Origin of the sequence: Tunturiibacter lichenicola, assembly GCF_051013355.1 — a bacterium.
Classification (GTDB): Bacteria; Acidobacteriota; Terriglobia; order Terriglobales; family Acidobacteriaceae; genus Edaphobacter; species Edaphobacter lichenicola_F.
In genome coordinates, this window is record NZ_CP132944.1 from 3,662,708 (window position 1) to 3,686,094 (window position 23,387).

20 protein-coding genes and 1 riboswitch are annotated in these 23,387 nt (G+C 56.4%); of the genes, 11 read left to right on the plus strand and 9 right to left on the minus strand.

Annotated elements, in window-relative coordinates; all coding sequences use genetic code 11:
* Positions 1-33: 33 nt before the first annotated feature.
* Entirely contained in the window at positions 34-1,761 is a 1,728-nt protein-coding gene (locus RBB82_RS15375; RefSeq protein ID WP_433971604.1) for a hypothetical protein, read from the plus strand.
* Here the strand turns inward: RBB82_RS15375 and RBB82_RS15380 are convergent.
* The gene (locus RBB82_RS15380) at positions 1,758-1,919 is read right to left on the minus strand and encodes a hypothetical protein (RefSeq protein WP_260734766.1); all 162 of its coding nucleotides are present in this window, start codon (positions 1,917-1,919) and stop codon (positions 1,758-1,760) included. The two genes, RBB82_RS15375 and RBB82_RS15380, sit on opposite strands and share 4 nt — an antisense overlap.
* A 100-nt stretch (positions 1,920-2,019) precedes the next feature.
* Between RBB82_RS15380 and ndk the strand changes: the two genes are divergently transcribed.
* The 3 genes from ndk (at position 2,020) to RBB82_RS15395 (ending at position 3,978) form a co-directional block, all read left to right on the plus strand.
* On the plus strand, positions 2,020-2,436 hold the full coding sequence (gene ndk / locus RBB82_RS15385) for a nucleoside-diphosphate kinase (RefSeq protein ID WP_433971606.1): 417 nt from the start codon (positions 2,020-2,022) through the stop codon (positions 2,434-2,436).
* A 146-nt stretch (positions 2,437-2,582) separates the two neighbouring features.
* Positions 2,583-3,347 carry an isocitrate lyase/PEP mutase family protein gene (locus tag RBB82_RS15390; protein ID WP_433971607.1) on the plus strand — a complete coding sequence of 255 codons (765 nt, stop codon included), beginning with the start codon at positions 2,583-2,585 and terminating at the stop codon, positions 3,345-3,347.
* Between the two features lie 22 nt (positions 3,348-3,369).
* Positions 3,370-3,978, plus strand: a complete 609-nt coding sequence (locus tag RBB82_RS15395) for an HAD family hydrolase (protein ID WP_433971608.1) — start codon at positions 3,370-3,372, stop codon at positions 3,976-3,978.
* 21 nt (positions 3,979-3,999) lie between these two features.
* On the opposite strand, the gene RBB82_RS15400 is transcribed toward RBB82_RS15395, so the two are convergent.
* Positions 4,000-4,464, minus strand: a complete 465-nt coding sequence (locus RBB82_RS15400; protein WP_433971609.1) for a GNAT family N-acetyltransferase — start codon at positions 4,462-4,464, stop codon at positions 4,000-4,002.
* Between the two features lie 21 nt (positions 4,465-4,485).
* On the minus strand, positions 4,486-5,721 hold the full coding sequence (locus RBB82_RS15405; protein WP_433971611.1) for an SGNH/GDSL hydrolase family protein: 1,236 nt from the start codon (positions 5,719-5,721) through the stop codon (positions 4,486-4,488).
* A gap of 183 nt (positions 5,722-5,904) precedes the next feature.
* On the opposite strand from RBB82_RS15405, the gene RBB82_RS15410 reads away from it, so the two are divergent.
* The 5 genes from RBB82_RS15410 (at position 5,905) to RBB82_RS15430 (ending at position 14,865) form a co-directional block, all read left to right on the plus strand.
* Positions 5,905-6,990, plus strand: a complete 1,086-nt coding sequence (locus RBB82_RS15410) for an aldose epimerase family protein (protein WP_433971612.1) — start codon at positions 5,905-5,907, stop codon at positions 6,988-6,990.
* A gap of 53 nt (positions 6,991-7,043) precedes the next feature.
* Positions 7,044-7,748 (plus strand): CoA transferase subunit A, encoded by a 705-nt coding sequence (locus RBB82_RS15415; RefSeq protein ID WP_433971613.1) that lies wholly within the window; start codon positions 7,044-7,046, stop codon positions 7,746-7,748.
* Positions 7,745-8,401 carry a 3-oxoacid CoA-transferase subunit B gene (locus tag RBB82_RS15420; RefSeq protein ID WP_433971615.1) on the plus strand — a complete coding sequence of 219 codons (657 nt, stop codon included), beginning with the start codon at positions 7,745-7,747 and terminating at the stop codon, positions 8,399-8,401. Before RBB82_RS15415 ends, RBB82_RS15420 begins: the two co-directional genes overlap by 4 nt.
* Before the next feature lie 79 nt (positions 8,402-8,480).
* Positions 8,481-8,676: riboswitch (cobalamin riboswitch) on the plus strand.
* 85 nt (positions 8,677-8,761) lie between these two features.
* Complete coding sequence (locus RBB82_RS15425) at positions 8,762-13,147, plus strand: cobaltochelatase subunit CobN (protein WP_433971617.1); 4,386 nt, start codon at positions 8,762-8,764, stop codon at positions 13,145-13,147.
* Positions 13,144-14,865 (plus strand): VWA domain-containing protein, encoded by a 1,722-nt coding sequence (locus tag RBB82_RS15430; RefSeq protein WP_433971619.1) that lies wholly within the window; start codon positions 13,144-13,146, stop codon positions 14,863-14,865. Before RBB82_RS15425 ends, RBB82_RS15430 begins: the two co-directional genes overlap by 4 nt.
* A gap of 186 nt (positions 14,866-15,051) precedes the next feature.
* Here the strand turns inward: RBB82_RS15430 and RBB82_RS15435 are convergent, their stop codons facing one another.
* The 6 genes from RBB82_RS15435 to RBB82_RS15460 form a co-directional block, all read right to left on the minus strand.
* Entirely contained in the window at positions 15,052-16,236 is a 1,185-nt protein-coding gene (locus RBB82_RS15435; RefSeq protein ID WP_433971620.1) for a diflavin oxidoreductase, read from the minus strand.
* 1,140 nt (positions 16,237-17,376) lie between these two features.
* The gene (locus RBB82_RS15440; RefSeq protein WP_433971621.1) at positions 17,377-17,787 is read right to left on the minus strand and encodes an MHYT domain-containing protein; all 411 of its coding nucleotides are present in this window, start codon (positions 17,785-17,787) and stop codon (positions 17,377-17,379) included.
* 124 nt (positions 17,788-17,911) lie between these two features.
* Entirely contained in the window at positions 17,912-19,261 is a 1,350-nt protein-coding gene (locus RBB82_RS15445) for an ISNCY family transposase (RefSeq protein WP_433975354.1), read from the minus strand.
* Between the two features lie 663 nt (positions 19,262-19,924).
* The gene (locus tag RBB82_RS15450; protein ID WP_433971623.1) at positions 19,925-20,488 is read right to left on the minus strand and encodes a hypothetical protein; all 564 of its coding nucleotides are present in this window, start codon (positions 20,486-20,488) and stop codon (positions 19,925-19,927) included.
* A gap of 12 nt (positions 20,489-20,500) precedes the next feature.
* A complete protein-coding gene (locus RBB82_RS15455) occupies positions 20,501-20,839 on the minus strand; it encodes a hypothetical protein (RefSeq protein WP_433971625.1) in 339 nt (112 codons plus the stop codon).
* Between the two features lie 222 nt (positions 20,840-21,061).
* Complete coding sequence (locus RBB82_RS15460) at positions 21,062-21,886, minus strand: TetR/AcrR family transcriptional regulator (RefSeq protein ID WP_433971626.1); 825 nt, start codon at positions 21,884-21,886, stop codon at positions 21,062-21,064.
* A gap of 118 nt (positions 21,887-22,004) precedes the next feature.
* Here RBB82_RS15460 and RBB82_RS15465 point away from each other — a divergent pair, with 118 nt between their 5' ends.
* Both RBB82_RS15465 and RBB82_RS15470 read left to right on the plus strand, forming a co-directional pair.
* Positions 22,005-22,634 (plus strand): FMN-dependent NADH-azoreductase, encoded by a 630-nt coding sequence (locus RBB82_RS15465; RefSeq protein ID WP_433971627.1) that lies wholly within the window; start codon positions 22,005-22,007, stop codon positions 22,632-22,634.
* Positions 22,635-22,734: 100 nt separating this feature from the next.
* Positions 22,735-23,364 carry an NAD(P)-dependent oxidoreductase gene (locus RBB82_RS15470; protein ID WP_433971628.1) on the plus strand — a complete coding sequence of 210 codons (630 nt, stop codon included), beginning with the start codon at positions 22,735-22,737 and terminating at the stop codon, positions 23,362-23,364.
* The last annotated feature ends 23 nt before the right edge of the window (positions 23,365-23,387 follow it).

Consider the following 23,387-nt stretch of genomic DNA (forward strand, 5'->3'; position numbering starts at 1 on the left):
ATGCAGGGAGGTTTGTATACTCTCTGGATGCGAATGATTGCGTTTGTTTTGGCGGCTTCTCTGGGGCTGAGTGCGTCTGCTGTTGCGCAGACTGGTGTTCAGGCTGTGTCGGTTTCGTTTCCTGCTGCGCAGTCGAGTAAGCCGCTGGATGGGCGCGTGCTTTTTCTGCTGTCGAATGATCCGTCGGAGGAGCCGCGGATGCAGATCGACGATACGCCGCGGAGTCAGATGGTGTTCGGCGTTACGGTTGATGGGTTGAAGCCGGGACAGAGCGTGGCCGTTGGGGATACGGCTGCGGGATATCCGATCAAGAGCTTGAAGGATGTGCCGGCGGGTGACTATACCGTGCAGGCGGTGTTGAATATTTATGAGACCTTTCATCGTGCGGATGGGAAGACGGTCAAACTTGCTCCAGATCGGGGGGAAGGGCAGCATTGGAACCTGGCGCCGGGGAATTTGTACAGCAAGCCGCGCAAGGTTCATGTCGGGCCGGGTGGTGCGCCGATTGTGATCTCGCTGGATCAGGTGATTCCGCCAATTGTGCCTGAGGCAGATACAAAATATGTTCGGCATATACGGATACAGAGCGCGCTGCTGACGAAGTTCTGGGGCACGCCTACTTATTTGAGCGCCGTGGTGCTGGTGCCGGAGGGTTTTGATGAGCATACGGAGGCGCACTATCCGCTGCTGATCTTTCATGATCACTTTGTGACGGGATTCGATGATTTTCGGACGACGCCTCCGGACCCGAACTTGAAGCCGAACTACTCGGAGCGGTTTCATCTTGCGGGTTACAACCGGATTCAGCAGGAGGAGGCGTACAAGGAGTATCAGCAGTGGAGTGGGCCGAAGTTTCCGCGCGTGCTGGTGATGAAGATTCAACATGCGAACCCTTTCTACGATGATTCGTATGCGGTGAACTCGGAGAATCTGGGGCCTTATGGGGATGCGATTGAGACGGAGCTGGTTCCTGCGGTAGAGAAGCAGTTTCGCGGGATTGGGCAGAGCTGGGCAAGGTTTATGTATGGCGGATCGACGGGTGGGTGGGAGTCGCTGGCCGTGCAGATCTTCTATCCGGACCACTACAACGGAGCGTTTGTGGCTTGCCCTGATCCGGTGGACTTTCATGCGTACATGACGCGGGATTTGTATAAGGACGACAACATGTTCTATGTGCAGGGCGCGACGAAGCGGGTGGAGCAGCCGGCGATGCGGGACTACCTGGGCCATACGTTGATTTCGATGAGAGACAACATTGCGTATGAGGCGGCGCTTGGGGATCATGGGCGGTCGGGTGAGCAGTTCGATATATGGCAGGCGGTGTACTCGCCGGCGGGGAAGGATGGATATCCGCAGCCGATCTTCGATAAGGAGACTGGAGCGATTGATCATAAGACGGCGGAGTATTGGAAGGAGCACTACGATCTGAATGCGAAGCTGCAGCGGGATTGGGAGACGCTGGGGCCTAAGCTGCAGGGGAAGATTCATCTGTACGTGGGTAGCGATGACACGTACTTTTTGAATGATGCGGTTTACCTGATGGAGGATTTTTTGAAGACCACAGGTACTCCGGGGCGTGGTGTGCCGTATGACGGCGAGGTGCAGTACGGGCCTCGGGCGGAGCATTGCTGGAATGGTGATCCGACGCTGCCGAATGCGCTGTCGCGGCTGCACTACAACACGATGTATCTGCCGAAGATTATGGATAGGATTGCGAAGACTGCGCCTGCGGGTGCGGATGTGACCAGCTGGCGGTATTAGGTCTGGCGGCGGTAGAAGAGGCCGGCGGTGAAGAAGACGATGGCGACCATGAGGGCGAGGCGGGCGTGAAGGACGTTGTGGAGACGGAGGCTGAGGAGGCTGTCCGCCAGCCACGCTGCAAAGCCCAGGAACCATATCCACGCTGTCTTTCGCATCATGCCCATGCTCCAGAGAGAGGTCGCGGCCAGGGGTGAACGGGCGCGGTTCGCTGGCCTTTGTTCTACACTAAGTAATAGAGACTCACCTAGGAGAAATACGTTGTCACAACGCACATTCAGCATCATCAAGCCGGACGCCGTACGTAAAGGCTACTCCGCAGCTATCCTGGCCGAGATTGAAAAGGCAGGGTTTAAGATTGTTTCCATCAAGCGGCTTTCGATCTCCAAGGCTCAGGCCGAGGGCTTCTACCACGTTCACGCAGCGCGGCCGTTCTTCGGTGAACTGACGGAGTTCATGTCGAGCGGACCCATCTTTCCGATGGTGCTTGAAAAGGACAATGCGATTGCCGATCTGCGTAAGCTGATGGGCGCGACCAACCCGGCACAGGCTGAAGAGGGTACGATTCGCAAGAAGTTCGCTTCGTCGATTGGCGAGAACGCGATCCATGGTTCGGATGCCGAGGATACGGCGGCGTTCGAGATTGGATACTTCTTCGCAGGGATCGAGCTTAAGTAGGTATTTTTTTACGTGGAGAGCAACAGAGGTGGTGGGCCTGGTCGGTAAATCTAACGATCGGCCTGCCGCCTCTAATCGCTTTTAGAAGAGTCGTTTCGCGTCTTGTTCCACAGCGATTTTAGTGATTCGTTGATAGAGAGGTGCTGATGCCTGTTGATTTGAAGACAAAGCGTGCCAACTTTCGTGAGCTGCATAAGGCGGGGTGCTTTGTGCTGCCGAATCCGTGGGATATCGGCAGCGCACGCCGGTTGGAGCGTCTTGGGTTTAAGGCCCTTGCGACGACCAGCGCAGGATATGCGTGGGCGATGGGTCGTGATGACGGAGAGCTGACGCGTGATGAGGTGCTGGATCACTTGCGGGTGGTCTGCGGCGCGACTGATCTGCCGGTGAATGCAGACTTCGAGGCTGGGTTCGCTGACTCGGCTGAGGGCGTGGGTGCGAATGTTGCGCTTGCAGTGAAGACGGGAGTGGCGGGGCTGTCTGTTGAAGATCGCGTGGGGAAGGAGCTCTATGAGTTGGGGCTCGCTAGCGAACGAATTCGAGCGGCGCGTGAGGCGATCGATCGATCCGGCGAGGATGTCATGCTGATCGCTCGCTCGGAGGGCTTCCTGATTGGAAATACGGAGTTGTCCGCGACGATCGATCGTCTGGTTGCTTATGCAGAGGCTGGTGCTGATTGTCTGTATGCTCCGGGGATTGTTGACGGGGCTGCGATAGCGGCTGTTGTCTCTGCTGTGGCGCCGAAGCCGGTGAATGTTTTGCTGTTTCCGGGGATGCGTGTTGCGGATCTGGAGAAGGCAGGAGTGAGACGGGTGAGCGTTGGAAGTGCGCTCGCCGCTGCAGCGTGGGGTGGGTTTGATCGTGCTGCAAAACAACTTGTGGAAGAGGGAACTGTGCCGCCGCGCGGCTGAGGAGATTTTGTTGAAGAGCGAGATGAAGTTGAAGTTGCCGAAGGGGCCGTTCAAGGCGTATTTGTTCGACTGCGATGGGACGATTGTTGATTCGATGCCGTTGCACTATGTGGCGTGGAAGAGAGTGCTGGCGGAGTGGGGCTGCGAGTTCGGCGAACAGACTTTTTATTCGTGGGGCGGAATGCCCGTGACGGAGATTATTGCTGCACTGAATGTGCGGGACGGGCTAGCGATGCCGATTGAAGAGGTGCAGAGGCGGAAAGAGGCGCTGTACTTTGAGATTCTTCCGGAGCTGAAGGCGGTGCCGGAGGTGTTGGAGCATATTGAATTGAGCCATGGGCATGTTCCATTTGCGGTGGTGTCGGGGAGTACGCGGGAGTCGGTGACGGCTTCGTTGACGACGCTGGGGATACTTGATCGGTTCGAGACGCTGGTTTGTGCGGGTGACTATGAACGGAGCAAGCCGGATCCGCAGCCGTTTTTGATTGCTGCGGAGAGGCTTGGGGTCGCGCCTGAGGATTGCCTGGTGTTTGAAGATACGGATATGGGGATTCAGGCGGCTACTGCAGCGGGAATGGCTTCGGTGAAGGTGATGCAGCCATGGGAGCGGGAGATGGTGTCGGTTGGTTGAGGCTATCTTCGGGTAAGGGCTTCAAAGAGCTTTGCGAAAGTGGACGCAGCGATCGACGACCTCGAAGCCTAAGGCTCGGTGGGCTTTCTGCGAGACGACATGATCGATCCATGTGTCAGAGGCCATCTCTATGCAGCCATGATGACGCGCCCAGGTTTCGGCAGCGTGCATGAGGGCTTTACCGACGCCTTTGCCTCGGAGGCGCTCGTAGACAAACCAGCCTTCCACAAAGCCGACGGGTTGGGTGGGGTTGCACCCGTCGGCGTGAGAGCGCAGTCCTACCTCGATGAAGCCGTTGAGGGTTCCGCCATCTTCGTGAGATACCAGAATCGCGCCTGGCAGAGTTCCGCTCAGGCCCGACTTTAACATGAGGTCAACTTCTTGTTGGTGTTCTTCGATCGATGTATCGGGCCATAGCAGGGCGCACATCTCCGCAATCCCTCTGTGATCGGAGGTGTGCGCCGGGCGAACTTTGTAGGCAGTCATACTCGGCTCCGGTGCGAGTGGTTATTTGGTGAATAGCTTCAAGTCGATGGATTCGCCCATGGTTTTGTAGCCGTAGTCGCCGGGGTGGAGGTGGTCGCCGGAGTCGTCGAGTGGCAGAAACATTCCGGGGTGGGTTGGGTCGGTGGTGAGTTTGTCGAAGTCGATGACGGCGTCGAATTGACTGGAGGTGCGGATCCACTGATTGACGGCCTGACGCATGGCTTCGCCTGCGGGGGATTGATATTTCGCGCCTACGAAGGGGGTGAGGGTTGCACCGATTACCTTGATGCCGTGGGTGTGGGCGCGGGTGGCGAGCTGGCCGAGGCCGACGATGAGATCTTGTGCGGTGACGACGTCGTAGGGTTTGTTGGGGTCGGTGGCGTGGCCGATGTCGTTGATGCTCTCCATGATGACGACGTATTTGACGCCGGCCTGGGCGATGACGTCGCGGTCGAAGCGAGCGAGGGCGGAGGGACCGGTGGTGTCGTGGAGGATGCGATTGCCGCCGATGCCCTCGTTGAGTATGCCGAGCTTGCTGGTCTTCTTGTCGACCTGAAGGCGACGGGCGAGAACGTCGGGCCAGCGGGCATTTGCATTGCGGGTGCTGAGTGCGCCGTCGGTGATGCTGTCGCCGAACGTGACGATGGAGGCGCTGTCGCCGGCGGAGAGGACGTCCACTCCTTTGAGGAAGTCCCAACTGAAGAACTCTTGTGGAGTGTCGAGCGAAGGGGCGCCGACTGCGTTGCCCGGGACGAGGTAGTTCGTCTGGTCGGCGAAGGAGTGGAGGGTGAGCTGGGTTATGGGCTGGTCGGGGAGGAAGATGCTGACGGCGAGGTTGGAGAGAGGAGCGACTTTGAGGGTGACCGGATCGCTGACCAACAGGGCGCCGGGGGGAATGATGACGGATGCCTGTCCGCCGAAGGTAAGTGGGGCTCCAGTTCCGGTGATTCCGCTGACGCCTGCGCTGAGGGCGATCTGCGCCGCGCCGATGGTGAGCGGATCGAGGCCGAATTCGTTGGTGAGGATGACTCGTACGGTGCCTCCGCCGAGTGAGATGTGGACGATTTCTCGGAGGGTGGTGCCGGTTGTCCCTTCTGCTCCAAACTTCGCAGTGGGGTTACTGGCCGCTATGGGAGAGGTCGCCCAGGTTCCTACCCAATGGTCAGGGGCGGCGGCGGTGGCAGGCAGTGTGGTGAAGCAGTGGAGGCAGAAAAGCGCAAGAGTTGGTAGGAGAGATCTTTCAAGATGCCTGGTCATGACCGTCCTTAACGCGATTTGGGTGACGGGTCAATGTTACCGCTGTTTCGCTGCTGCGGGGAGCATCACGTATAGTGGCGAGGGCTGCTGACGCACCGGATAATCCGCAGCGAAACGGACTGCATGGCGTGCGCCAGGCGGTTGAAATGACGAGGGAGTATGACGATGAGATGGCTAGGGATTATGCTGCTTAGCATGACAACTGCGTTGGCAGCACATGGCTCGGTAACGAAGACGGCATTTGGAACCGCTCCGGATGGTACGGCGGTGGACCTTTACACCTTGAAGAGTGAGGGTATTGAGGCGAGCATTATGACGTATGGCGCGCGTGTGGTGTCGATCAAGACGCCGGATCGCGATGGCAAGGTGGCCAATGTTGTGTTGGGTTACAGTGCGCTGGATGGGTACGTTGCGGATAAGTCGACATACTTTGGCGCGATTGTAGGCCGGTATGGGAACCGGATTGCATTCGGGAAGTTTTCGATCGACGGTCATCAGTATCAGGTTCCGACGAATAACAATGCGAATTCGCTGCATGGCGGCACCGTTGGCTTCGATCGCCTGGTGTGGCAGGGGAAGGCGATCACAGATGGAGTTGAGATGACGCTGGTCAGTAAAGATGGCGATCAGGGGTATCCGGGAACGTTGACGGTGCATGTGCGATATACCGTGCATCATGGAGCGCTGCGTATCGACTACGTCGAATCCACGGATAAGCCTACGGTTGTCAATCTGACGAATCACTCTTACTTCAATCTGGCGGGTGATGGGACCTCGACGATTCTTAATGATGAGGTGATGTTGCCGGCAGATAAGTACACGCCTGTTGATGCAGGTTTGATTCCTACGGGTGTGTTGGCTCCTGTGGAGGGAACTCCATTTGATTTTCGGAAAGCGACTGCGATTGGCGCACGGATTCATGATGACAATGAACAGTTGAAGATCGCCGGCGGCTATGACCATAACTGGGTTTTGCGTGGAAACAATGGAGAGGTGAAGACTGCGGCACGTGTCTACGACTCGAACAGTGGACGTGTGTTGACGGTGACTACGACGGAGCCGGGCGTGCAGTTTTATACGGGCAACTTTCTCGATGGGACGAAATATGGCGCGGTGCAGGAAGGCCATGCCAAGAACACGGGATTGTGCCTGGAGACGCAGCACTTTCCTGACTCGCCGAATCATCCGGCGTTTCCGACTACGGAGTTGAAGCCAGGGGAGATGCGTCATAGCACCACGACGTTTACCTTTTCAACGCACGCGAAGTAAGACATAGACAAAAGGCGCGGCGTGTCTCTTCCGCCGCGCAGGGAATTCGATCGATGAATAAAGTTGTTAAGACAGCAGAGGAAGCGGTTGCGGACATCGCCTCCGGTTCCACGATTATGCTTGGGGGCTTTGGCCTCTGCGGGATTCCGGAGAACCTGATTGCCGCGTTGGTGAAGCGTGGAGTAACTGGGTTGCACACGATCAGCAACAACATGGGTGTGGACGGCTTTGGCATGGGACTGATGCTGGAAGCGGGAATGATTGCCTCGCACATTGGCAGCTATGTGGGAGAGAATCGCAGGCTAGAATCGCTGGTGCTGAAGGGTGAGCTTGATTTGACACTGATTCCGCAGGGAACTCTGGCTGAACGGATTCGTGCTGGTGGTGCGGGGATTCCGGCGTTCTACGTGCCGACGGGACTGGGTACGATTGTTGCCGAAGGCAAAGAGACGCGGAAGATCGGCGATAGAACTTACGTGATGGAGCATGCACTCCATGCGGATGTTGCGCTGATCAAGGCGTGGAAGGGCGATCGTCTGGGAAATCTGGTGTATCGCAAGACTGCGAGGAACTTCAATCCTTCGATGGCGACTGCTGCGGATCTGACGATTGCTGAGGTGGAGGAGTTAGTGGAGCCGGGAGAGCTTAATCCAGACCATGTTGTTACGCCGGGCGTTTATGTAAATCGTATTTTGGTTGGTGCGGCGTATCGTAAACCGATCGAGTCGAAGTTTATTCAGTCCGGAGGTGCAGCGTGACAGGTAAAGAGCGGATTGCACGACGAATTGCGCGAGAGTTTAAGGATGGATTTTATGTGAACCTCGGAATTGGTTTGCCGACGATGATTGCGGGGTACGTGCCTGCTGGGATTGATGTGATGTTTCAGTCGGAGAACGGAATGCTTGGTGTTGGTGCGCCGCCGACGGATGAGTGTGCCGATCCGGATTTGATTAATGCGGGAAAACAACCCGTGACGGAGTTGCCGGGCTGCTCGTTTTTTTCGAGCGAAGAGTCGTTTGCGATGATTCGTGGCGGGCATATGGATATGAGCATCCTTGGAGCGATGCAGGTGGATGAGCACGGCAACCTCGCGAACTGGACGATACCGGGCAAGATGGTGAAGGGCATGGGTGGGGCGATGGATTTGGTGGCGGGGGCGCGTCGCGTGATTGTGGCGATGGAGCACCAGACCAAAGACGGTGGTTCAAGGATATTGAAAGAGTGCACACTTCCATTGACGGGACAGAGTGTGGTGCACGATATCGTGACGGAGCTTTGCTGGATTCGTGTGACCCGCGACGGGCTGCTGTTGACCGAGGTGGCGGAAGGGCTTGACGCTGCTGCGGTGCAGGCGAGGACGGAAGCGAAGCTTACTGTCTCACCTGATCTATGCGTGATGACTGCTGGGTGACGGCGTTGAGAGATCTGGTTGATTCAATAGGTTAGGCGTGCGATGACCTCAGCCTGACATCCACCGAATATTGTTGTGGTATAACGAAACTGTCTCGGGTGCCCACCAGGGCATAACAGGGAAGTCCGGTGAAGAGCCGGCGCGGTTCCGCCACTGTAAGTGAGGAAAGCTGCTTTGAAGTACCACTCGGCCGATGGCTGGGGAAGGTAAAGCGGCGATGCAGGCAAGACCTGCAGCCTCCAAGCCAGGAGACCTACCCGAGAGTAACCAGCAGCCTTCTGCGGAGAACAGGAAGATGCATGATCGCTACTCTTTTCGTACCCTATTCTCCTTCGTTGTTCCATCCACCGAGTCTGCGCAATGGCAAGGACAGAGAGGGTGTGGACCGTGAGTGAGATGCATCGGCAACGGGTTGTGCGTGCGGACGGTCGTCCGGTGAACATAGTGCAGCGACGCGCACACCTCTCTTATTGCTTTACGGGTTGCTGCTGCGGCAGAACGGAACGCGGCTACGCTCAGGTTCCAGTCGATACCTACAAAGAAGAGTGGACGCGACGCAAGATGCGCAACGCCGTCCATCTGACGAAGGCTGGATGCCTTGGTCCGTGTGTACTGTCGAATGTTGCCAGCCTTGTCTTCGATGGTCGGTCGGTCTGGTTTCATTCAGTCAATAGCCCGTGGCAGGTGAAGCAGATATTTGCTTACATCGATGCGATGTTAGAGGCGGATCGTTTTCTGCAGCCGCCTGAAGAGCTTCTCGAATATGTTTTCAATTTCTACGACTGGGATGCGCGACCTGCTGATCTTGTGTCTCTTCCTGTTGTGATGACGCCGCAGAAGGTCCAGGGCATCGCACTTTTGTCCCATGCTGATACTGATCTGGTGACACTGAGGACGGCGCTTGCAGATCTATCTGCTGATATCGATGTGATCCCCTATTCGTTGAATGGGCTGCGCAGCGAGGAGCAGATGATCGCGCTGATAGAGGGAGCGCTGGCACGTGCGCGAATCGTTGTTCTCCGACTGCATGGTCCATTGCATTCGGTTCCAGGATTTTCACTCCTGCGAGCAATGTGTGTCGAGCAGAACAGATTTCTGGTCGTAACGAGTGGTACCGGCGAATTCAATCCTGAGTTTCTTCGTGCAGGTACCGTTGATCCCGACGTTGTGGCTTCAGTGACGACTTATCTGGAGCGCGGCGGGGTGGCCAACGTTGCAGAGTGCTTGAAATTTTTGTCCGATCGATTGCTGTTGACTGGATACGGATATGATCAGCCAGCGACTCCCGCCGAGCACGGCATCTACATGCAAGATCTCGAGCATGCGACGTATGAAGACTGGTTGTTGCGTGCGAACCCGGCTAAGCCAACTGCCGCAATTCTTTTTTATCGCGCTCATCTTCTTAGTGGAAATACAAGTTTTGTTGATGCCCTTGCGGACGCTCTGGAGTCGCGCGGTATGAACGCGTTGTGCGTCTTCACCTCGAGCATGAAGGCAATGGATGAAGGCTTTCCAGCGGCACTGCGGTTGATTGAAGGACGTACCAACGTTGTTGTTACGACGTTGTCGTTTGCGCTCGGCGAGATTAACACGGGTGATGTCACATTGGCTGGTGATAACGTTTCGATCCTTGAACGGCTAGGTGTTCCCGTGATTCAGGCAGTATCGAGTGGCATGTCACGTGGTAATTGGGAGGTCTCACGTCGAGGCTTGAATGCGTTGGATACAGCGATCAACGTAGCGCTTCCGGAGTTCGACGGCCGCATTGTTACTGTGCCAATTTCGTTTAAGGAGCGAAGCAATACTCAGTCGGGCGATCTCTATGTTCCTCATCAGGAGCGTGCGGATCGTGTGGCTGGAGTTGCGTTCCGGCTTGCGAGACTGCAGACTCTGGCGAACCGATATAAACGCGTTGCGTTCGTTTTGACGAACTCGTCGACGAAGGCCGCGAAGGTTGGTAATGCGGTGGGGCTTGATGCGCCGGCAAGTCTGCTGAATCTGCTTCGTGCAATGAAGGGGCGGCGATATTCCATCGGAGAACTGCCAGAGTCTGGTGATGACCTAATTCACGAACTTCTCTCCCGCGGCACCTACGATGATGCGTATCCGCTCGATGCTGCTCGTGCCCATCGTTACTCGCGTGCGGTATATCGAGAACGATTTGAACGTTTTCCAGATGTCCCGCAGAAGCGGATGAAAGAGATGTGGGGGCAGCCCGCCGAACATGGGTACACACTACGATCGTCTTCGCCTAAGATCGATAAAAAGTTGATGAACGAAGTGGCGACGAAGATTGCTTCAATGGACTTTGAACCATGGAGCGCGGCGGATGATTATTTATTTGCGGCGTTGCATCTGGATAACGTGTTGATTGCGATTCAGCCGCCGCGTGGATACGGGTTGAATCCAGATGCGATTTATCACACCCCAGATTTGCCACCGACACATCACTACACTGCGTTTTATCAGTGGCTGGCTACGCCAGTGGAGGCCGGTGGTTGGGGAGCGGATGCGATTGTGCACGTAGGAAAGCATGGGACGCTTGAATGGCTGCCAGGAAAATCCGTGGGACTTTCGGGAGATTGTTTTCCAGACTTGTTGCTGGAAGATATGCCGCTGATCTACCCATTCATCATTAATGATCCGGGAGAAGGAAGTCAGTCGAAGCGTAGAGGGCACGCAGTGATTGTGGATCATCTGACGCCACCGATGACGAGCGCCGAGACCTATGGTCCGCTTGCGGCATTGAATCAACTTGTCAATGAGTACTATGCGGTTGAGAAGCTGGATCCGTCGAAGCTGCCGTTCATTCAGCAGCAGATCTGGGAGCTGATTCAGGATGCGAATCTGAATACGGATCTTGATTTAAGAAACATGCTCTCGCGAGACCACGGAGATCATAAACATGAGTGGGAGGATGAACTCACACCAGAAGGAGTTCCGGTTACGCTTGCGGAGATGAGCGGAAGCGAGGTTGCCCACCTCATCGAGGATATTGACGGGTATCTGTGTGAGCTTGGCATGGCGCAGATTCGCGATGGACTGCATGTTTTAGGTAGTATGCCGCCATTGCCGGAGATGCTGCGGTCGATGACGCGACTGGTGAATGTGGGTGCGCCGAGTTTACTGGATGGGATCGCTCGCAACGTTGGTTTTGATTACCGCGAGCTTCTTGATGCACCGGGGAAGAAGTTCGATGATGCAATCACGATCGATGGTACTGCGTGCTATACGCATGCGGACGTTCTTGAAGTGCTGGATCGCGTTGCGCTGAAGCTTTACTCACATCTGGAAGAGTCGGGTTTCCGCGTCGACGGATTAGAAGAGTTGCAACGTACGATCGTGGGTTCTGCTTCCAACGACGTTGCCGAAGCTCTTATCTTTGCATGTCAGCAGCTTGTTCCGAATCTGGAGCGAGCCGGTGAGGAGGTCGAGCATGTTCTTGACGCTCTGGATGGGAGGTATGTTCCTGCCGGGCCGTCTGGTGCGCCGACGCGTGGGATGGCACACATTCTTCCAACGGGGAGAAACTTTTACGCTGTCGATCCGCGTGCCTTACCGTCAGAGGCTGCGTGGCGCGTAGGCCAGCAACTCGCACGTGAGGCCATTGAACGTTATCGTACGGAGGAGAACCGGTATCCGGAGACGGTGGGACTTAGTGCCTGGGGTACCTCGCAGATGCGGACGCATGGAGATGATGTGAGCGAAGTACTAGCGCTGCTTGGCGTGCAGCCGGTGTGGAATAAGCAGTCAAGACGACCTGAGGGGATGACGTTGATCCCTCTCGAGAAGCTTGGGCGACCTCGAATCGATGTGACGCTCCGCATCAGTGGGTTCTTCCGCGACGCGTTTCCTCATCTGATCGATATGATCGACGATGCTGTTTCACTGGTGGTGAATCAGGATGAGCCGTTGGAGATGAACTTTCCACGCAAGCACTATCTGCGCGACGTCGATAAGAATAAGGATCAAGGAGTTGAGGAGGCCGAGGCTTCGGCGCGGTACAGAATCTTCGGTGCCAAGCCCGGTACGTATGGCGCCGGTATTCAGGCACTGATGGAGACTCAACACTGGAAGAACGATGGGGATATTGCTCAAGTATTTCTAGAGTGGGGTGGGTATGCGTACGGGAAAGAGGCGAATGGTGTGGACGCGCGTGGTGTCTTTGCGGAGAGACTAAAGAGCGTACAGGTGGCGTTGCACAACCAGGATAATCGTGAGCACGATATCTTCGATTCGGACGATTATTTTCAGTTTCACGGCGGCATGGTCGCGACCATTCGTGCTCTTACAGGAGTGCAGCCGAAGGCCTACTTCGGTGATAGCTCGCGGCCTGATGCAGTGCGAGTGCGCGATCTTCGAGAAGAGGCTCTGCGTGTCTATCGTTCGCGTGTAATCAATCCGAAGTGGATTGAGAGTATCAAGCGGCATGGTTACAAAGGGGGATTGGAGTTGACCGCGACGGTCGATTACATCTTTGGCTTTGATGCAACGGCACATATCGCACCTGATTTTGTGTATGAGGGTCTTGCCCAACACTATGCGCTGGATACCGATATGCAGGATTTTCTGAAGCAGTCCAACCCATGGGCATTGAATGCGATTGCGGAACGTCTGCTTGAGGCAAGTGAGCGCGGGTTGTGGGAGGAGCCAAAGCCGGAGATTCTCGATGCGCTCCGCGGAGTTTTGCTGGACAGCGAAAGCCTTCTTGAAGCCCGTGGCGAGTCAAGGAGGACGACAGTATGACGCGCCCTGCTTATCCTTTCGCTGCGATTGTTGGACAGGAACAACTGAAGATGGCGCTGCTGTTGGCGGCGGTGGACTGGCGTCTCGGCGTATTGCTGCGCGGTGATAAAGGCGCGGGGAAGACTACAACGGCACGAGCGCTTGCTGATCTTCTGCCAAGGCCTGCACGTTTTGTTAATCTGCCAATCGGTGTGACGGAAGATCGGCTGCTCGGCGGCATGGATTTAGGGAAGACGTTGAAAGGAGAGCCGGAGCTTCGTCCGGGTCTTTTGGCGGAGGCAAGTGGTGGCGTGCTTTACGTCGATGAGGTGAATCTCTTACCTGACCATCTGGCCGACTCGCTTCTTGATGCAGCAGCGACCGGGGTAAGCACTGTTGAGCGCGAGGGTTTTAGCGCGGTTCAGGAGGCCCGGTTTGTTCTGTTAGGGAGTATGAATCCGGAAGAAGGGTTACTGCGACCGCAGTTGCTGGATCGATTTGCTCTTGCGGTTGATATTTTTGCAACTCAGCTGGTTACAGAAAGACGAGAGGTCGTTGAACGGCGCCTAGCGTACGACACGGATGCGACTAACTTCGTTGAGCGTTGGGCAGAGGAGCAAGCACATTTGCAGCACCAAATTGTTGTTGCGAGATCGCGATTGTCCGCCGTCCGATGTTCCTCTGCGATGTTAGAACGGATCAGCACACAGGTTTGTGAGCACGGGGTCGTATCACTTCGAGCTGATCTGGCGATTGCGCGAGCTAGCTGCGCCCAGGCTGCACTGTTGGGAGTTGAAGATGTAACCGCAGATCACATCGATGCGGTCTTGCCTCTGGCTCTCACCCATCGCACAACGCGTCCCACACAGCCGCCGCGTTCTCCTCGGTCTTCGCCGCCACCGAACTGGACGGAGAAGTCTGAACCGCCGACCGGCAAACAAGCTGACGAAGAGGCAGCAGGGGCAGAGGAACGCCGGTTTTCTGCAATGCCGCTTTCCACTCCGGAGCTTCGTTGGATGGTGGATGACGGGAGGAGCGGAGCTACGGCGGCGCGAAGAGGCCAAGCGCCCGGACCTGCGATTCGAGTTCGAAAGAGTGAGGTGCCTGCGGAGTTAGACGTTCGATCGTCAGTGCGATCGGCACTGACGGAGACTGGTCAGAGCAAACTTCGCGTTCAGGATCTCTACGAGAAGGTTCGTGAACCGCTGGTTGGATCGAGGTTTTTATTTGTTGTGGATTCAAGCGGTTCGCATGCGGCGCGTGAACGTATGCGTGCGGTGAAGGGGGCCGTCGCCGGGCTGGTTGAGCGCTCGTTACGACGTCGCGATGAGGTTGCGGTGATCGTGTTTCGCGGTGAATCTGCGGAGGTTCTGGTAGAACCAACAAGCGATAGTGCGGCGGTACTCGCCGCACTGGAGTATCTGCCGACGGGAGGACGCACGCCACTGGCCCATGCGCTTGAACTTGCTCAGCAATTCATCAATGAAGAGACACTTCTTCTGTTGCTGACCGATGGCCGTGCCAACGTTCCGTCACGGACGGCGGACCCCTGGGCTGATGCACTGGAGGCAGCAGCGAAGATTCGTTGCGCTGCGCTGGTTGTTGATACCGAATTGTCCAATACCGCGTTTGGCAAGGCGAAAGAGCTTGCCGATGTGATGCATGCGGAGTCGATCAGTCTGGCAAGCTTCGAGGCCGGTTATGATCTGCCGATCCTGCTCAAGAGTGTTGCGAAGTAGGTTTTGTCGCGGAAGATGCTGTAATGCTGCGTGACGCTCTTTGTAGAGCATCACGCAGCATTGGTCAGTTTTTTTAGATCAAAGGCCAACTTTCCCAGTCTCTCTGCAATGTGGGAGTTCCTCGGAAATCGGTTGAAAGGGTGGGACCCTGCGATTTTTCACCTTCGGTCGAACGCTGGCAGCTGCCTAGTAGACGTCGCGCTGGTAGCGCTTTTGCTTTTTCATGTTGGCGAGGTACTCGGCGGCGTTGTCGAGGGTGCCGTTTGAGCCTCTGGCGATGACGTCGAGAAGGGCTGTCTCTACGTCCTTGGCCATGCGGGTGGCGTCGCCGCATACGTAGAAGTAGGCACCGCGCTCGAGCCACTCGTAGAGTTCGTTGGCGCGCTCCTGCATGCGGTCCTGGACGTAGACCTTGCGGGCCTGGTCGCGGGAGAAGGCAGTGTCGAGGCGGGTGAGGACGCCCTCTTTGTGCATTGCCTGGAACTGATCTTTGTAAAGAAAGTCCATGGCTTCGCGCTGTTCGCCGAAGAAGAGCCAGTTATCGCCCTTCTGGCCGGTGGCCTGGCGCTCTTCGAGGAAGGCGCGGAAGGGGGCGATACCGGTGCCGGGGCCGATCATGATGACCGGCATGGTGGTGTCTTCGGGGAGGCGGAAGCTGTTGTTGGAGTGGAGGAAGATCGGCATGGTGGTGCCTTCGCCGGCGCGGTCTCCCAGGTGGCCGCTGGCTACCCCTTGACGGTCGCGGCCGTGGGCCTCGTAGCGGACGACGCGGACAGTGGTTTGGACGTTGTCCTTGTGCATGGCCTGGCTGGAGGCGATGGAGTACATGCGAGGGGTGAGGCGCTGGAGGACGTTGAAGAGCTGCTGCGGATCGGTGACGACCTTGGGGAAGTCGGTGGCGAGGTCTACGAACTCGCGGCCCCAGCAGTATTCTTCGGCGCGGGCCTTGTTTTCCGGGCCGACCAGGTGCTTGAGGCCTTCGACGGTGGGGGCGAGCTTGGCGTACTGGCCTACGGAGCCGCGTGAGAGCTTGCCGATGCCGAGGCGGGTGCGGAGGGCCTCTTCGAGGCTGATTTCGACTTTGTAGTGGTCGAGGACGCGCTCGCGGCCGGTGTAGTGGAGGGCTTCGAGGACCTCGGCTACGGCGATGGCGCGGTTTTCAGGGATGATTCCGACGGCGTCGCCGGGGGTGTAGGTCATGCCCTCATCGAGGGTGAGTTCTACGTGGCGGGTCTCCTTCTCCGAACCCTCGCCGGTGAGGAGGCGGTTGTAGGTCACGGTGGAGAGGAAGGGGTTGTTGCGGGTGTATTTGGAGGCGTGTCCCGCGGACGGATTGGCTTGCTGGTCTACCTGATCTGCAACTTCGGTCATGCTTTCTATGGTAAAACGCATCGGGGAAAAACGCAGTTGCATTTGAGCGAAATTGCCTGGCGTGGCGCGTTCTTTTCGTGCATTTTTGTGGTCGTTTGATGCTGCTTCGGTGATGTTTCGCTGGTTTGAAGGTGGTGGTTCGTGGTGCGTTGGTTGTTGTGTCTCGGACGGTCCGAGCTGATCTCAATCTCCCTCTACCCCCTCCCCCCTTTGGGGTATCTTGCGGCGATGTGCTTTGGTTTCAGTAGTTTGCAATGAGGCTTTGCCGGTAAAATATTGTATTCAGATAGTTTACCTGCAAAATGTAGATTACAAATGGCTTACGGGTCTCGGATGATGACTCGGCTGGTCCTTGTCATCATTTCGTTTTGCTTAAATGAAAAGGCTGCAAGGGGTGCGCCCTTGCAGCCTTTTTTCTTTCTACTTCAAGTATAGCGAATTGGAGGGATGGGATGCGCCACGCTAATCTCCTTGTCTGGCGCGGGGATTTGTCGGTCTGGGGCTTGACAGGGGTTTCTGTTGTTGACGGCTTTGCCTTCGGAAGAGGGAGAAGAACGCAACGGCAGATCGGGCTTTCGCTCGGGAGCGTGTGGTTTTGTGTAAAAAATGGAAGTTCTATGGAACTCCCATGACACGGGCTCCGTATTGTCTACCAGAGGGTCATCCCATGACACAGCCTCCGTATCGTCCACCAGGCGATCCTTCCATGCGCCGCTTCGCTCTCTTCCTAACCGCCTTTTTCGTCATCGTAGCTATCGGTGCTTCGCAGTCACGGCACACCGGCAGATCGAAACAATCCATATGCGTGTGCGTTCCGACTCGAGCGGCATTGCTCCTGAGGTCCGCGGTTGTGAAGACGCAGGTGCGGACAGCCGCGCTGTTTACCCAGTAGCGGGATCCTGCGCAGGTCAATTTTAGGAAATGTTCGAGGGTGCGCTGTGGCATGTTCGTTGTGACACGGCTTGCAGCGAACCGGGTGGGTGTGTGCGTCGGCGACACGCCTTGTCTGGCGCAGGGATTTCCTCGCTATGGCAATTTTTCTTTTCGGTGTAGAGACTGCAAACGCAGATTCCCTTCGGGAATGACAAACGAAAAGTGAAAAGCGACTGTCGATGAGCGCTTTATTTCAGGGACTAACGGTTAGGGCGTGGCACTGATCTGACTGGCGGAGGGTGTTGGCTCGTTTGTTTTTACATATCGCCCGGAGTCGTTTTTTCCGCTCACGATAAGCAAGGCGGCACCTGAAATGAGAATGGTCGTCACGATTGAAACGGCGACAGCCGAGTTGCTCAACAGGGGGACAGGTAAGCCGAGAGCCTTCAGTCCGAGATAGTGCAGCGACCAGTTCCCTATTCCCATTGCGAATGCGCCACCACCGAGCCACGCAAACCAGGCCGCACCTCGTGCCGACTTGATTCGTCCTCGCAACGCGAGTGTCGCAGAGGTTGCGACGATCAGCACGAAGCTCGTCAATACGACCAATCGGAGATCGAAACCAGCGAACGGAGAACTCTGTGTTGCTGCAAAGCGATAACGTCGCTGCTTCTGCAAAGCGGTTCTGTCATCATAACGCGTCGTAGTCGTCGTGCGGTGCGTAATGTGGGAATCGATGTACTCTATCGATTTCCAAGGGCTGTGGGAAGCGTGGGACAGTTTCATCGTTCCATGCTTTCCATCAGACCGTCATTTCCACCGCGGGGGGCGCCACGATTTTTGCTTTGTAATCGGGTCCGTAAAGCTGTCGGCCTCGCTTCTGATATCCAAGCTTCTCGCTGTTGGTCTTTATCTTCGGTTGATGCTTCACATCCTGCTGCGCCTTGACCACAGCGAGGGCATGGCCAAGGCGTTTGTTTTCGACGACGGCGGTATGGCTTACCCGCTGATCCTTGCTGAAGACGCGGTAGGGAAGCGAGTACCCTTTCCATCGCACCTCTAAAGGCCTGTTGGAGAAGTCAAAGATCTCGACGTACTGACCGGCCAGCTTCTCCGATAGTTCACTCCGCTCCAGAATGATCTGCTTGCGATCATAGGCAAGAGTGAGTTGCTGGCCGACATGACGTTGCTCGCGGTGGCAGAGGATATCGGTGAGTTGACTTGCCTTGACATGGAGTGAGCGGTGCAGGTTCTCTGGCTTCTGAGCAGGCACGGCGAAGCGCTCGTTGAAGTGCTCCAGGAACGCCGGCAGGAAGACGTTGCCAGCTGCCATATCGCAGATGCCAGCTAGTCGCAGCTCCTTGACCAGGCGGTCCTGGAGAGTGCGATTGACTCGCTCGACCCGTCCCTTGGCCTGACTGGAGTTCGCGCACAGGATCTCGATGTTGAGTTCGGCCAAAGCACGACCGAACTGGGTCATGCCTGAGCCTCCGCTGGCATCCGGCTTGTTGACGCGGAAGACGGTGTGTTTGTCAGAGTAGAAGGCTACCGGACAGCCATGGGCTTCGAGGTAGCCCTGCAGCGCCTGAAAGTAGGAGTCCGTGCTCTCGCTGGGCACGAAGCGCAGTTGCATCAGCTTGCTCGTGGCATCGTCGATGAATACCAGCAGGGTGCAGGGCTCGCCGCGGTCCTCGAACCAGCGGTGATCGCTGCCGTCGATCTGGATCAACTCGCCATAGGACTCACGTCTCAGCCGCGGCTGGTGAAAGCTTCGGCGCTGCTTGCGCGACAGCCATAGACCTTCGGCGACCATCCACTTGCGCAGCGTCTCACGCGAGATCGTAACCCCATGCCTCTCGAGTAAGGCCTCGGCAGCAAGCGTTGGACCAAAGTCGCGGAAGTTCTGCCGGACCAGCCCGAGCACGTACTCCTGAACGCCTGGACCTAAGCGGTTGGACGCGGGCCGACCCCGAGACCGATGGATCATCGCTCCACCACCACCAGCTCGATACCTGGCCGCCAGCCGCTGCGCCTGCCTCAAGCTCACACCCAGCACACCCGCCGCCGACTCCGTCGTCCGCCGGCCAGCAAGTACCTCGGTCAAAACCTCAACCCGTCGTAACTCCTGCTTGCTCATCTGTAGCCAGCCCAATCTTCGCCTCACGATCCTTGTTCCAAGGATCACCCGGCGACACTTTGGCTTTGCAGAGCTACGACATTATTGCTTTGCTCCTACACTCTGAATGTTCATACGATTGGTTATCGGCCACGAGGAGCGTATTCGCGATAGCTCAGAAGTTGCATTTTCCACTCGCTGGCAGATGGAGCAAGACAACCCCCATTCGGCGTTCGAAAGACTGTCGCTGTGAGCTGGATTTCACCAGTTACCCAGCTCTCAATCGAGCGCTCTCTTAAGGTTCATTTAAGGATGATGAGCGATACCGTTCCAGTGAGCATTTTTTTGATCGAAGCGAGATAGACCGGCGGTGACGCTTGCAGCATGCGCTGACAATGGAGCATCTCTCTTCTCCCGCGCTATACGTTTTCGATAGCATGCGAACACAACCAACCGACAGCACCGCCCCCCCGAAAGTGAGGGTTAAGCCTTACCGCACATTTTGAGCACGAACGAATCAAGGCAACAGGTGAAGTTACATTCGTGTGGCATCAATGTTGGTTGCCTTCACACTCCTGGGCAGCAGTGGCTATGCTCAAACGGACTCTGCCGGCAACGCGAAGGCGTCGCAAAACTGGTTTGCTCAGTTCAATCAGGATCAGCCTATGTGCCGATCGACAGTTGGATCTGAAGATCAGCTTAGGGATTTGTCATCGGTGGGACTTCGGACTGCTTAATCTGAGGCTTCCTGGTACAGCAACAGCATCTGCGACGGTGTTTCGTTGGGGACGGAGGATGGCTGCTACCTTCGCCCCCGGCGGGCTGTGGTGGTGGCTGGGGTGGCGGAGGAAGAATGCAGTTCACGGTAATGGGTTTGGTATCCGGTGGGATGTGACCGTTTACGGCGAATAGTCCAAATACGAAGAGCAAAATGATCCCCGCCCCGAACGTTAAGATCTGTCCTATGGATAAAAAGGGGATTCCTTTGGCGGTGACGCTGGGATACTGGTGTCTCCCATCAGCAGCGTGCTGAAGATTTCCGCTCAAGTTCAGAAGTACTGCAATCCCAAACATGACAGAGACGACGAGCGCTACCCATGCCGCATAAGCGAGGTAACGGGAGATTTTATCGAGGTCTTTCGAAAACAAAATTGTTACTGTGACGACTCCAGTAGCGACCGTGATCAACTGTTTCGTTGATTCTGCCGAGAGGTCGAATGCCTGTTTCCGCCACTCTTGGACTGGCCGATCGTTGGAGGGCATGGGCTCACCTCATCATGGACAAAATGGAATGAAGTCCGGGAAGCGTTGGCAAAAAGAGCTGAGCAAAGTACTGACGTGATCGATAGTAATCTCGCTCGCTTTGCCGTGCAGCTGTTGGTCAAAGAGGATCTGAATGAATTCGGCTGAGTTATGTTGAATTCTGTCTATCAACTGTCCGGTCAGCTCTCCATCCTTATTCAGTCTAGTGAGGTTCGGCAGCGTCTTCTGAAGGATCGCCTGCTTTGCGCCCTGGGAGAGAGTCAAGCCCAGATCCCTGGCCTTCGCTTCGATGGCATCCACAACCATCGACCGCACTTCGTTGGGAGGGAGAATCGTCGGCATCGAATCCATAGGGTCACTCCGATCGAGGGAATAGTATCACGGCAAAACGTTGTGAATTCACGATCTTCGGGACAGTTTAGCCAAGTGTGAGAGCGGGATCGCTGTTCTCGATGATCGTCGCGCTCACCATTCCTGAATGTCTTCCGTTGTCGGTGTGGCGAAGATGTTGAAGAGACATGCCTGTTGGTGCCGACGAGATGAGGGCCAACAGACTGCACTCATCCGGCCAGGTTAGGCGGGGATTGGATGTGGTGTGGTGTCTGCCAGGGCTAGCAGCGGCGAAATGAGTGTAACGACCGTGTCTACGATTTCGTGTGAGGGGGGGCGGTTGGGGGTTTGGGCCCACTGTTTTGCGGCTCCGTACATGGCCCAGCTTGCGGTGGTGGCGATCATCTGCGGGGAGACGGGCGCGCTGGAGGGATGATGTTCGAGGCCTTCGAGCAGCATGCGGCGTACGACGGCGATGACGGCCGACTCCATGTGAGGCTCCATCTGGCCGGGGCGCTCGGAACAGAGGAGCTGGGAGGAGGCGATGAAGTCGCAGACGCCGAGGACCATGGCCTTGAGGGCAGAGGTGCAGCTGGAGTTGAAGGTGACGCCGCGCTCGGCCAGTAGTTCATTGAAACGGCTTCCTACGGTGCACTCGAGCAGTGCGAATTTGTCGGGGTAGTGGTCGTAGAAGGTGGCACGGTTAATGGTGGCGGACTCGGCGATGTCCTGCACGGATATCGTGTCGAACTGCTTTTCTTTCATGAGTTGGACGAGGGCCTGTTGGAGGAGCTTGCGGGTTCGAAGGATGCGGGGATCGACGGATCTCTCCGGCATCAGTTCGGGGATGTCGGAGAGTCTCCCGTTGGATTCGGAGATTTGAGCTGCTCTGGTGGCGGCTTCGGCGATGTCATCCACTGAGATCACGTCAAGCTCTTTTTGTTTCAGTAGATTGCCAAGTTCGTGCTGGATGAGCTGGCGGGTTCGCACTACGCGGTGGTCGGTCGCTTTTACTGGCGTCCTCTCAGTCGTCGTGGTTTCCTCGGGTTTGCGGATTGGCTGTGACATTGGCCTGCCCTCATTTTACTAGACTTTGGCGACATTATTTGCTTAAACGACATTTGTTGTGTTTTATTGAATCGACAGTAGTAGCTTAAACGTCAGATGTCGTATAGGAGATTTTGCCATGCCAACTTTGCTCGTTGTAGATTCCAGCCCCTTTTCTGAGACCTCCGTTTCGCGCGGCCTAACCAGTGAATATGTCGAGAACTGGAAGAAGGCGAACCCGAATGGGAGGGTGATTACTCGCGACCTGAACGCCAGCAGCCTGAAGACGATCGATGCTGCATGGGTTGGTGCGGCGTATACGCCGAAGGATGCGCGTACCGCGGAACAGAATGAGACGCTTGCGCTCTCTGACACGCTGCTGGCCGAACTGAGGGCAGCCGATGAGTACGTTCTTGGCGTGCCGATGCATAACTTCGGGGTGCCTGGGGTGCTGAAGCTGTGGATCGACCAGATTGCGCGGGTCGGTGAGACGTTTTCTTATGCAGATGGAACGCCGAAGGGCTTGTTGCTCGGGAAGAAAGGTACATTCCTGATTGCATCAGGCGGCGTCTATGATTCTGGGACTGTGATGGCCTCGCTCAATCACGTCGAGCCTTATCTGCGTGACGTGTTTGGTTTCCTTGGAGTGACGGATACGACCTTCCTGACGGCTGGTGGAGCTGCTGCGTTGATGTACGGCCAGACCGATCGTGCGACGTTTTTGCAGCCACACTTTGAGGTGATTCGCTCGCAGTTTGTGGCGGCTTAGTCGGAGATTTTTGGAGTTAATTTAGTTCTCATGCGGCTCGGCCGATGTCGAGCCGCGTGAGAAGGCTTATAGTGTCAACGATGTGTTTCAGGAGACTGTCATGAACGTTGTGGTGTATGGAGCGACAGGGAATTCGGGCAGCGCGATTGTGAAGGAGCTGCTTGCGCGTGGACATAAGGTAACGGCCGTGGCGCGAAAGGTGGCCTCGCTGAAGGCAGAGCAGGGGCTGACCACCAAGGTGGACGATCTCTCGAATGTGGATGCGATTGCGGCGGTCATCAAAGACGCGGACGCTGTGGTTAGCGCGTACGCTCCTCCGATGGAAGATACGGATGCGATTCTTGGTGTGACGGAGAGGGAGATTGCCGCGGTGAAGAAGGCGGGCGCGGGGCGACTGCTGGTGGTGGGTGGTGCGGGCCTCTTGGAGGTTGCGCCGGGAGTGACGTTGATCAAGTCCGGTTTTCTTCCTAAAGAGTATCTGCCGATTGCTACTTCGCATGAGAAGGCGCTGGCTGTGCTGCGGAAGTCGGATATCAACTGGACTTACCTGAGCCCGGCAGCGTACTTCGTGCCGGGAGAGCGGACGGGTAAGTTTCGGCTGGGAACGAAGGAACTGGTCTCAGACGCAAAGAAAGAGAGCAAGATCTCGTTTGCTGATTATGCGATTGCTTTGGTGGATGAGATCGAGAAGCCTGCGCATGAGCGGGGTTCGTTTTCGGTTGGATATTGATTGCTGGAAGAGTAGATGCGAGG

Excerpts from the sequence above, each read along its gene's own strand:
- RBB82_RS15375 (WP_433971604.1), top strand. The coding sequence starts at position 34 with ATGATTGCGTTTGTTTTGGCGGCTTCTCTGGGGCTGAGTGCGTCTGCT.
- RBB82_RS15380 (WP_260734766.1), bottom strand. The coding sequence starts at position 1,919 with ATGATGCGAAAGACAGCGTGGATATGGTTCCTGGGCTTTGCAGCGTGG.
- RBB82_RS15390 (WP_433971607.1), top strand. The coding sequence starts at position 2,583 with ATGCCTGTTGATTTGAAGACAAAGCGTGCCAACTTTCGTGAGCTGCAT.
- RBB82_RS15395 (WP_433971608.1), top strand. The coding sequence starts at position 3,370 with ATGAAGTTGAAGTTGCCGAAGGGGCCGTTCAAGGCGTATTTGTTCGAC.
- RBB82_RS15400 (WP_433971609.1), bottom strand. The coding sequence starts at position 4,464 with ATGACTGCCTACAAAGTTCGCCCGGCGCACACCTCCGATCACAGAGGG.
- RBB82_RS15405 (WP_433971611.1), bottom strand. The coding sequence starts at position 5,721 with ATGACCAGGCATCTTGAAAGATCTCTCCTACCAACTCTTGCGCTTTTC.
- RBB82_RS15410 (WP_433971612.1), top strand. The coding sequence starts at position 5,905 with ATGCTGCTTAGCATGACAACTGCGTTGGCAGCACATGGCTCGGTAACG.
- RBB82_RS15415 (WP_433971613.1), top strand. The coding sequence starts at position 7,044 with ATGAATAAAGTTGTTAAGACAGCAGAGGAAGCGGTTGCGGACATCGCC.
- RBB82_RS15425 (WP_433971617.1), top strand. The coding sequence starts at position 8,762 with ATGGCAAGGACAGAGAGGGTGTGGACCGTGAGTGAGATGCATCGGCAA.
- RBB82_RS15430 (WP_433971619.1), top strand. The coding sequence starts at position 13,144 with ATGACGCGCCCTGCTTATCCTTTCGCTGCGATTGTTGGACAGGAACAA.
- RBB82_RS15435 (WP_433971620.1), bottom strand. The coding sequence starts at position 16,236 with ATGACCGAAGTTGCAGATCAGGTAGACCAGCAAGCCAATCCGTCCGCG.
- RBB82_RS15450 (WP_433971623.1), bottom strand. The coding sequence starts at position 20,488 with ATGCCCTCCAACGATCGGCCAGTCCAAGAGTGGCGGAAACAGGCATTC.
- RBB82_RS15455 (WP_433971625.1), bottom strand. The coding sequence starts at position 20,839 with ATGGATTCGATGCCGACGATTCTCCCTCCCAACGAAGTGCGGTCGATG.
- RBB82_RS15460 (WP_433971626.1), bottom strand. The coding sequence starts at position 21,886 with ATGTCACAGCCAATCCGCAAACCCGAGGAAACCACGACGACTGAGAGG.
- RBB82_RS15465 (WP_433971627.1), top strand. The coding sequence starts at position 22,005 with ATGCCAACTTTGCTCGTTGTAGATTCCAGCCCCTTTTCTGAGACCTCC.
- RBB82_RS15470 (WP_433971628.1), top strand. The coding sequence starts at position 22,735 with ATGAACGTTGTGGTGTATGGAGCGACAGGGAATTCGGGCAGCGCGATT.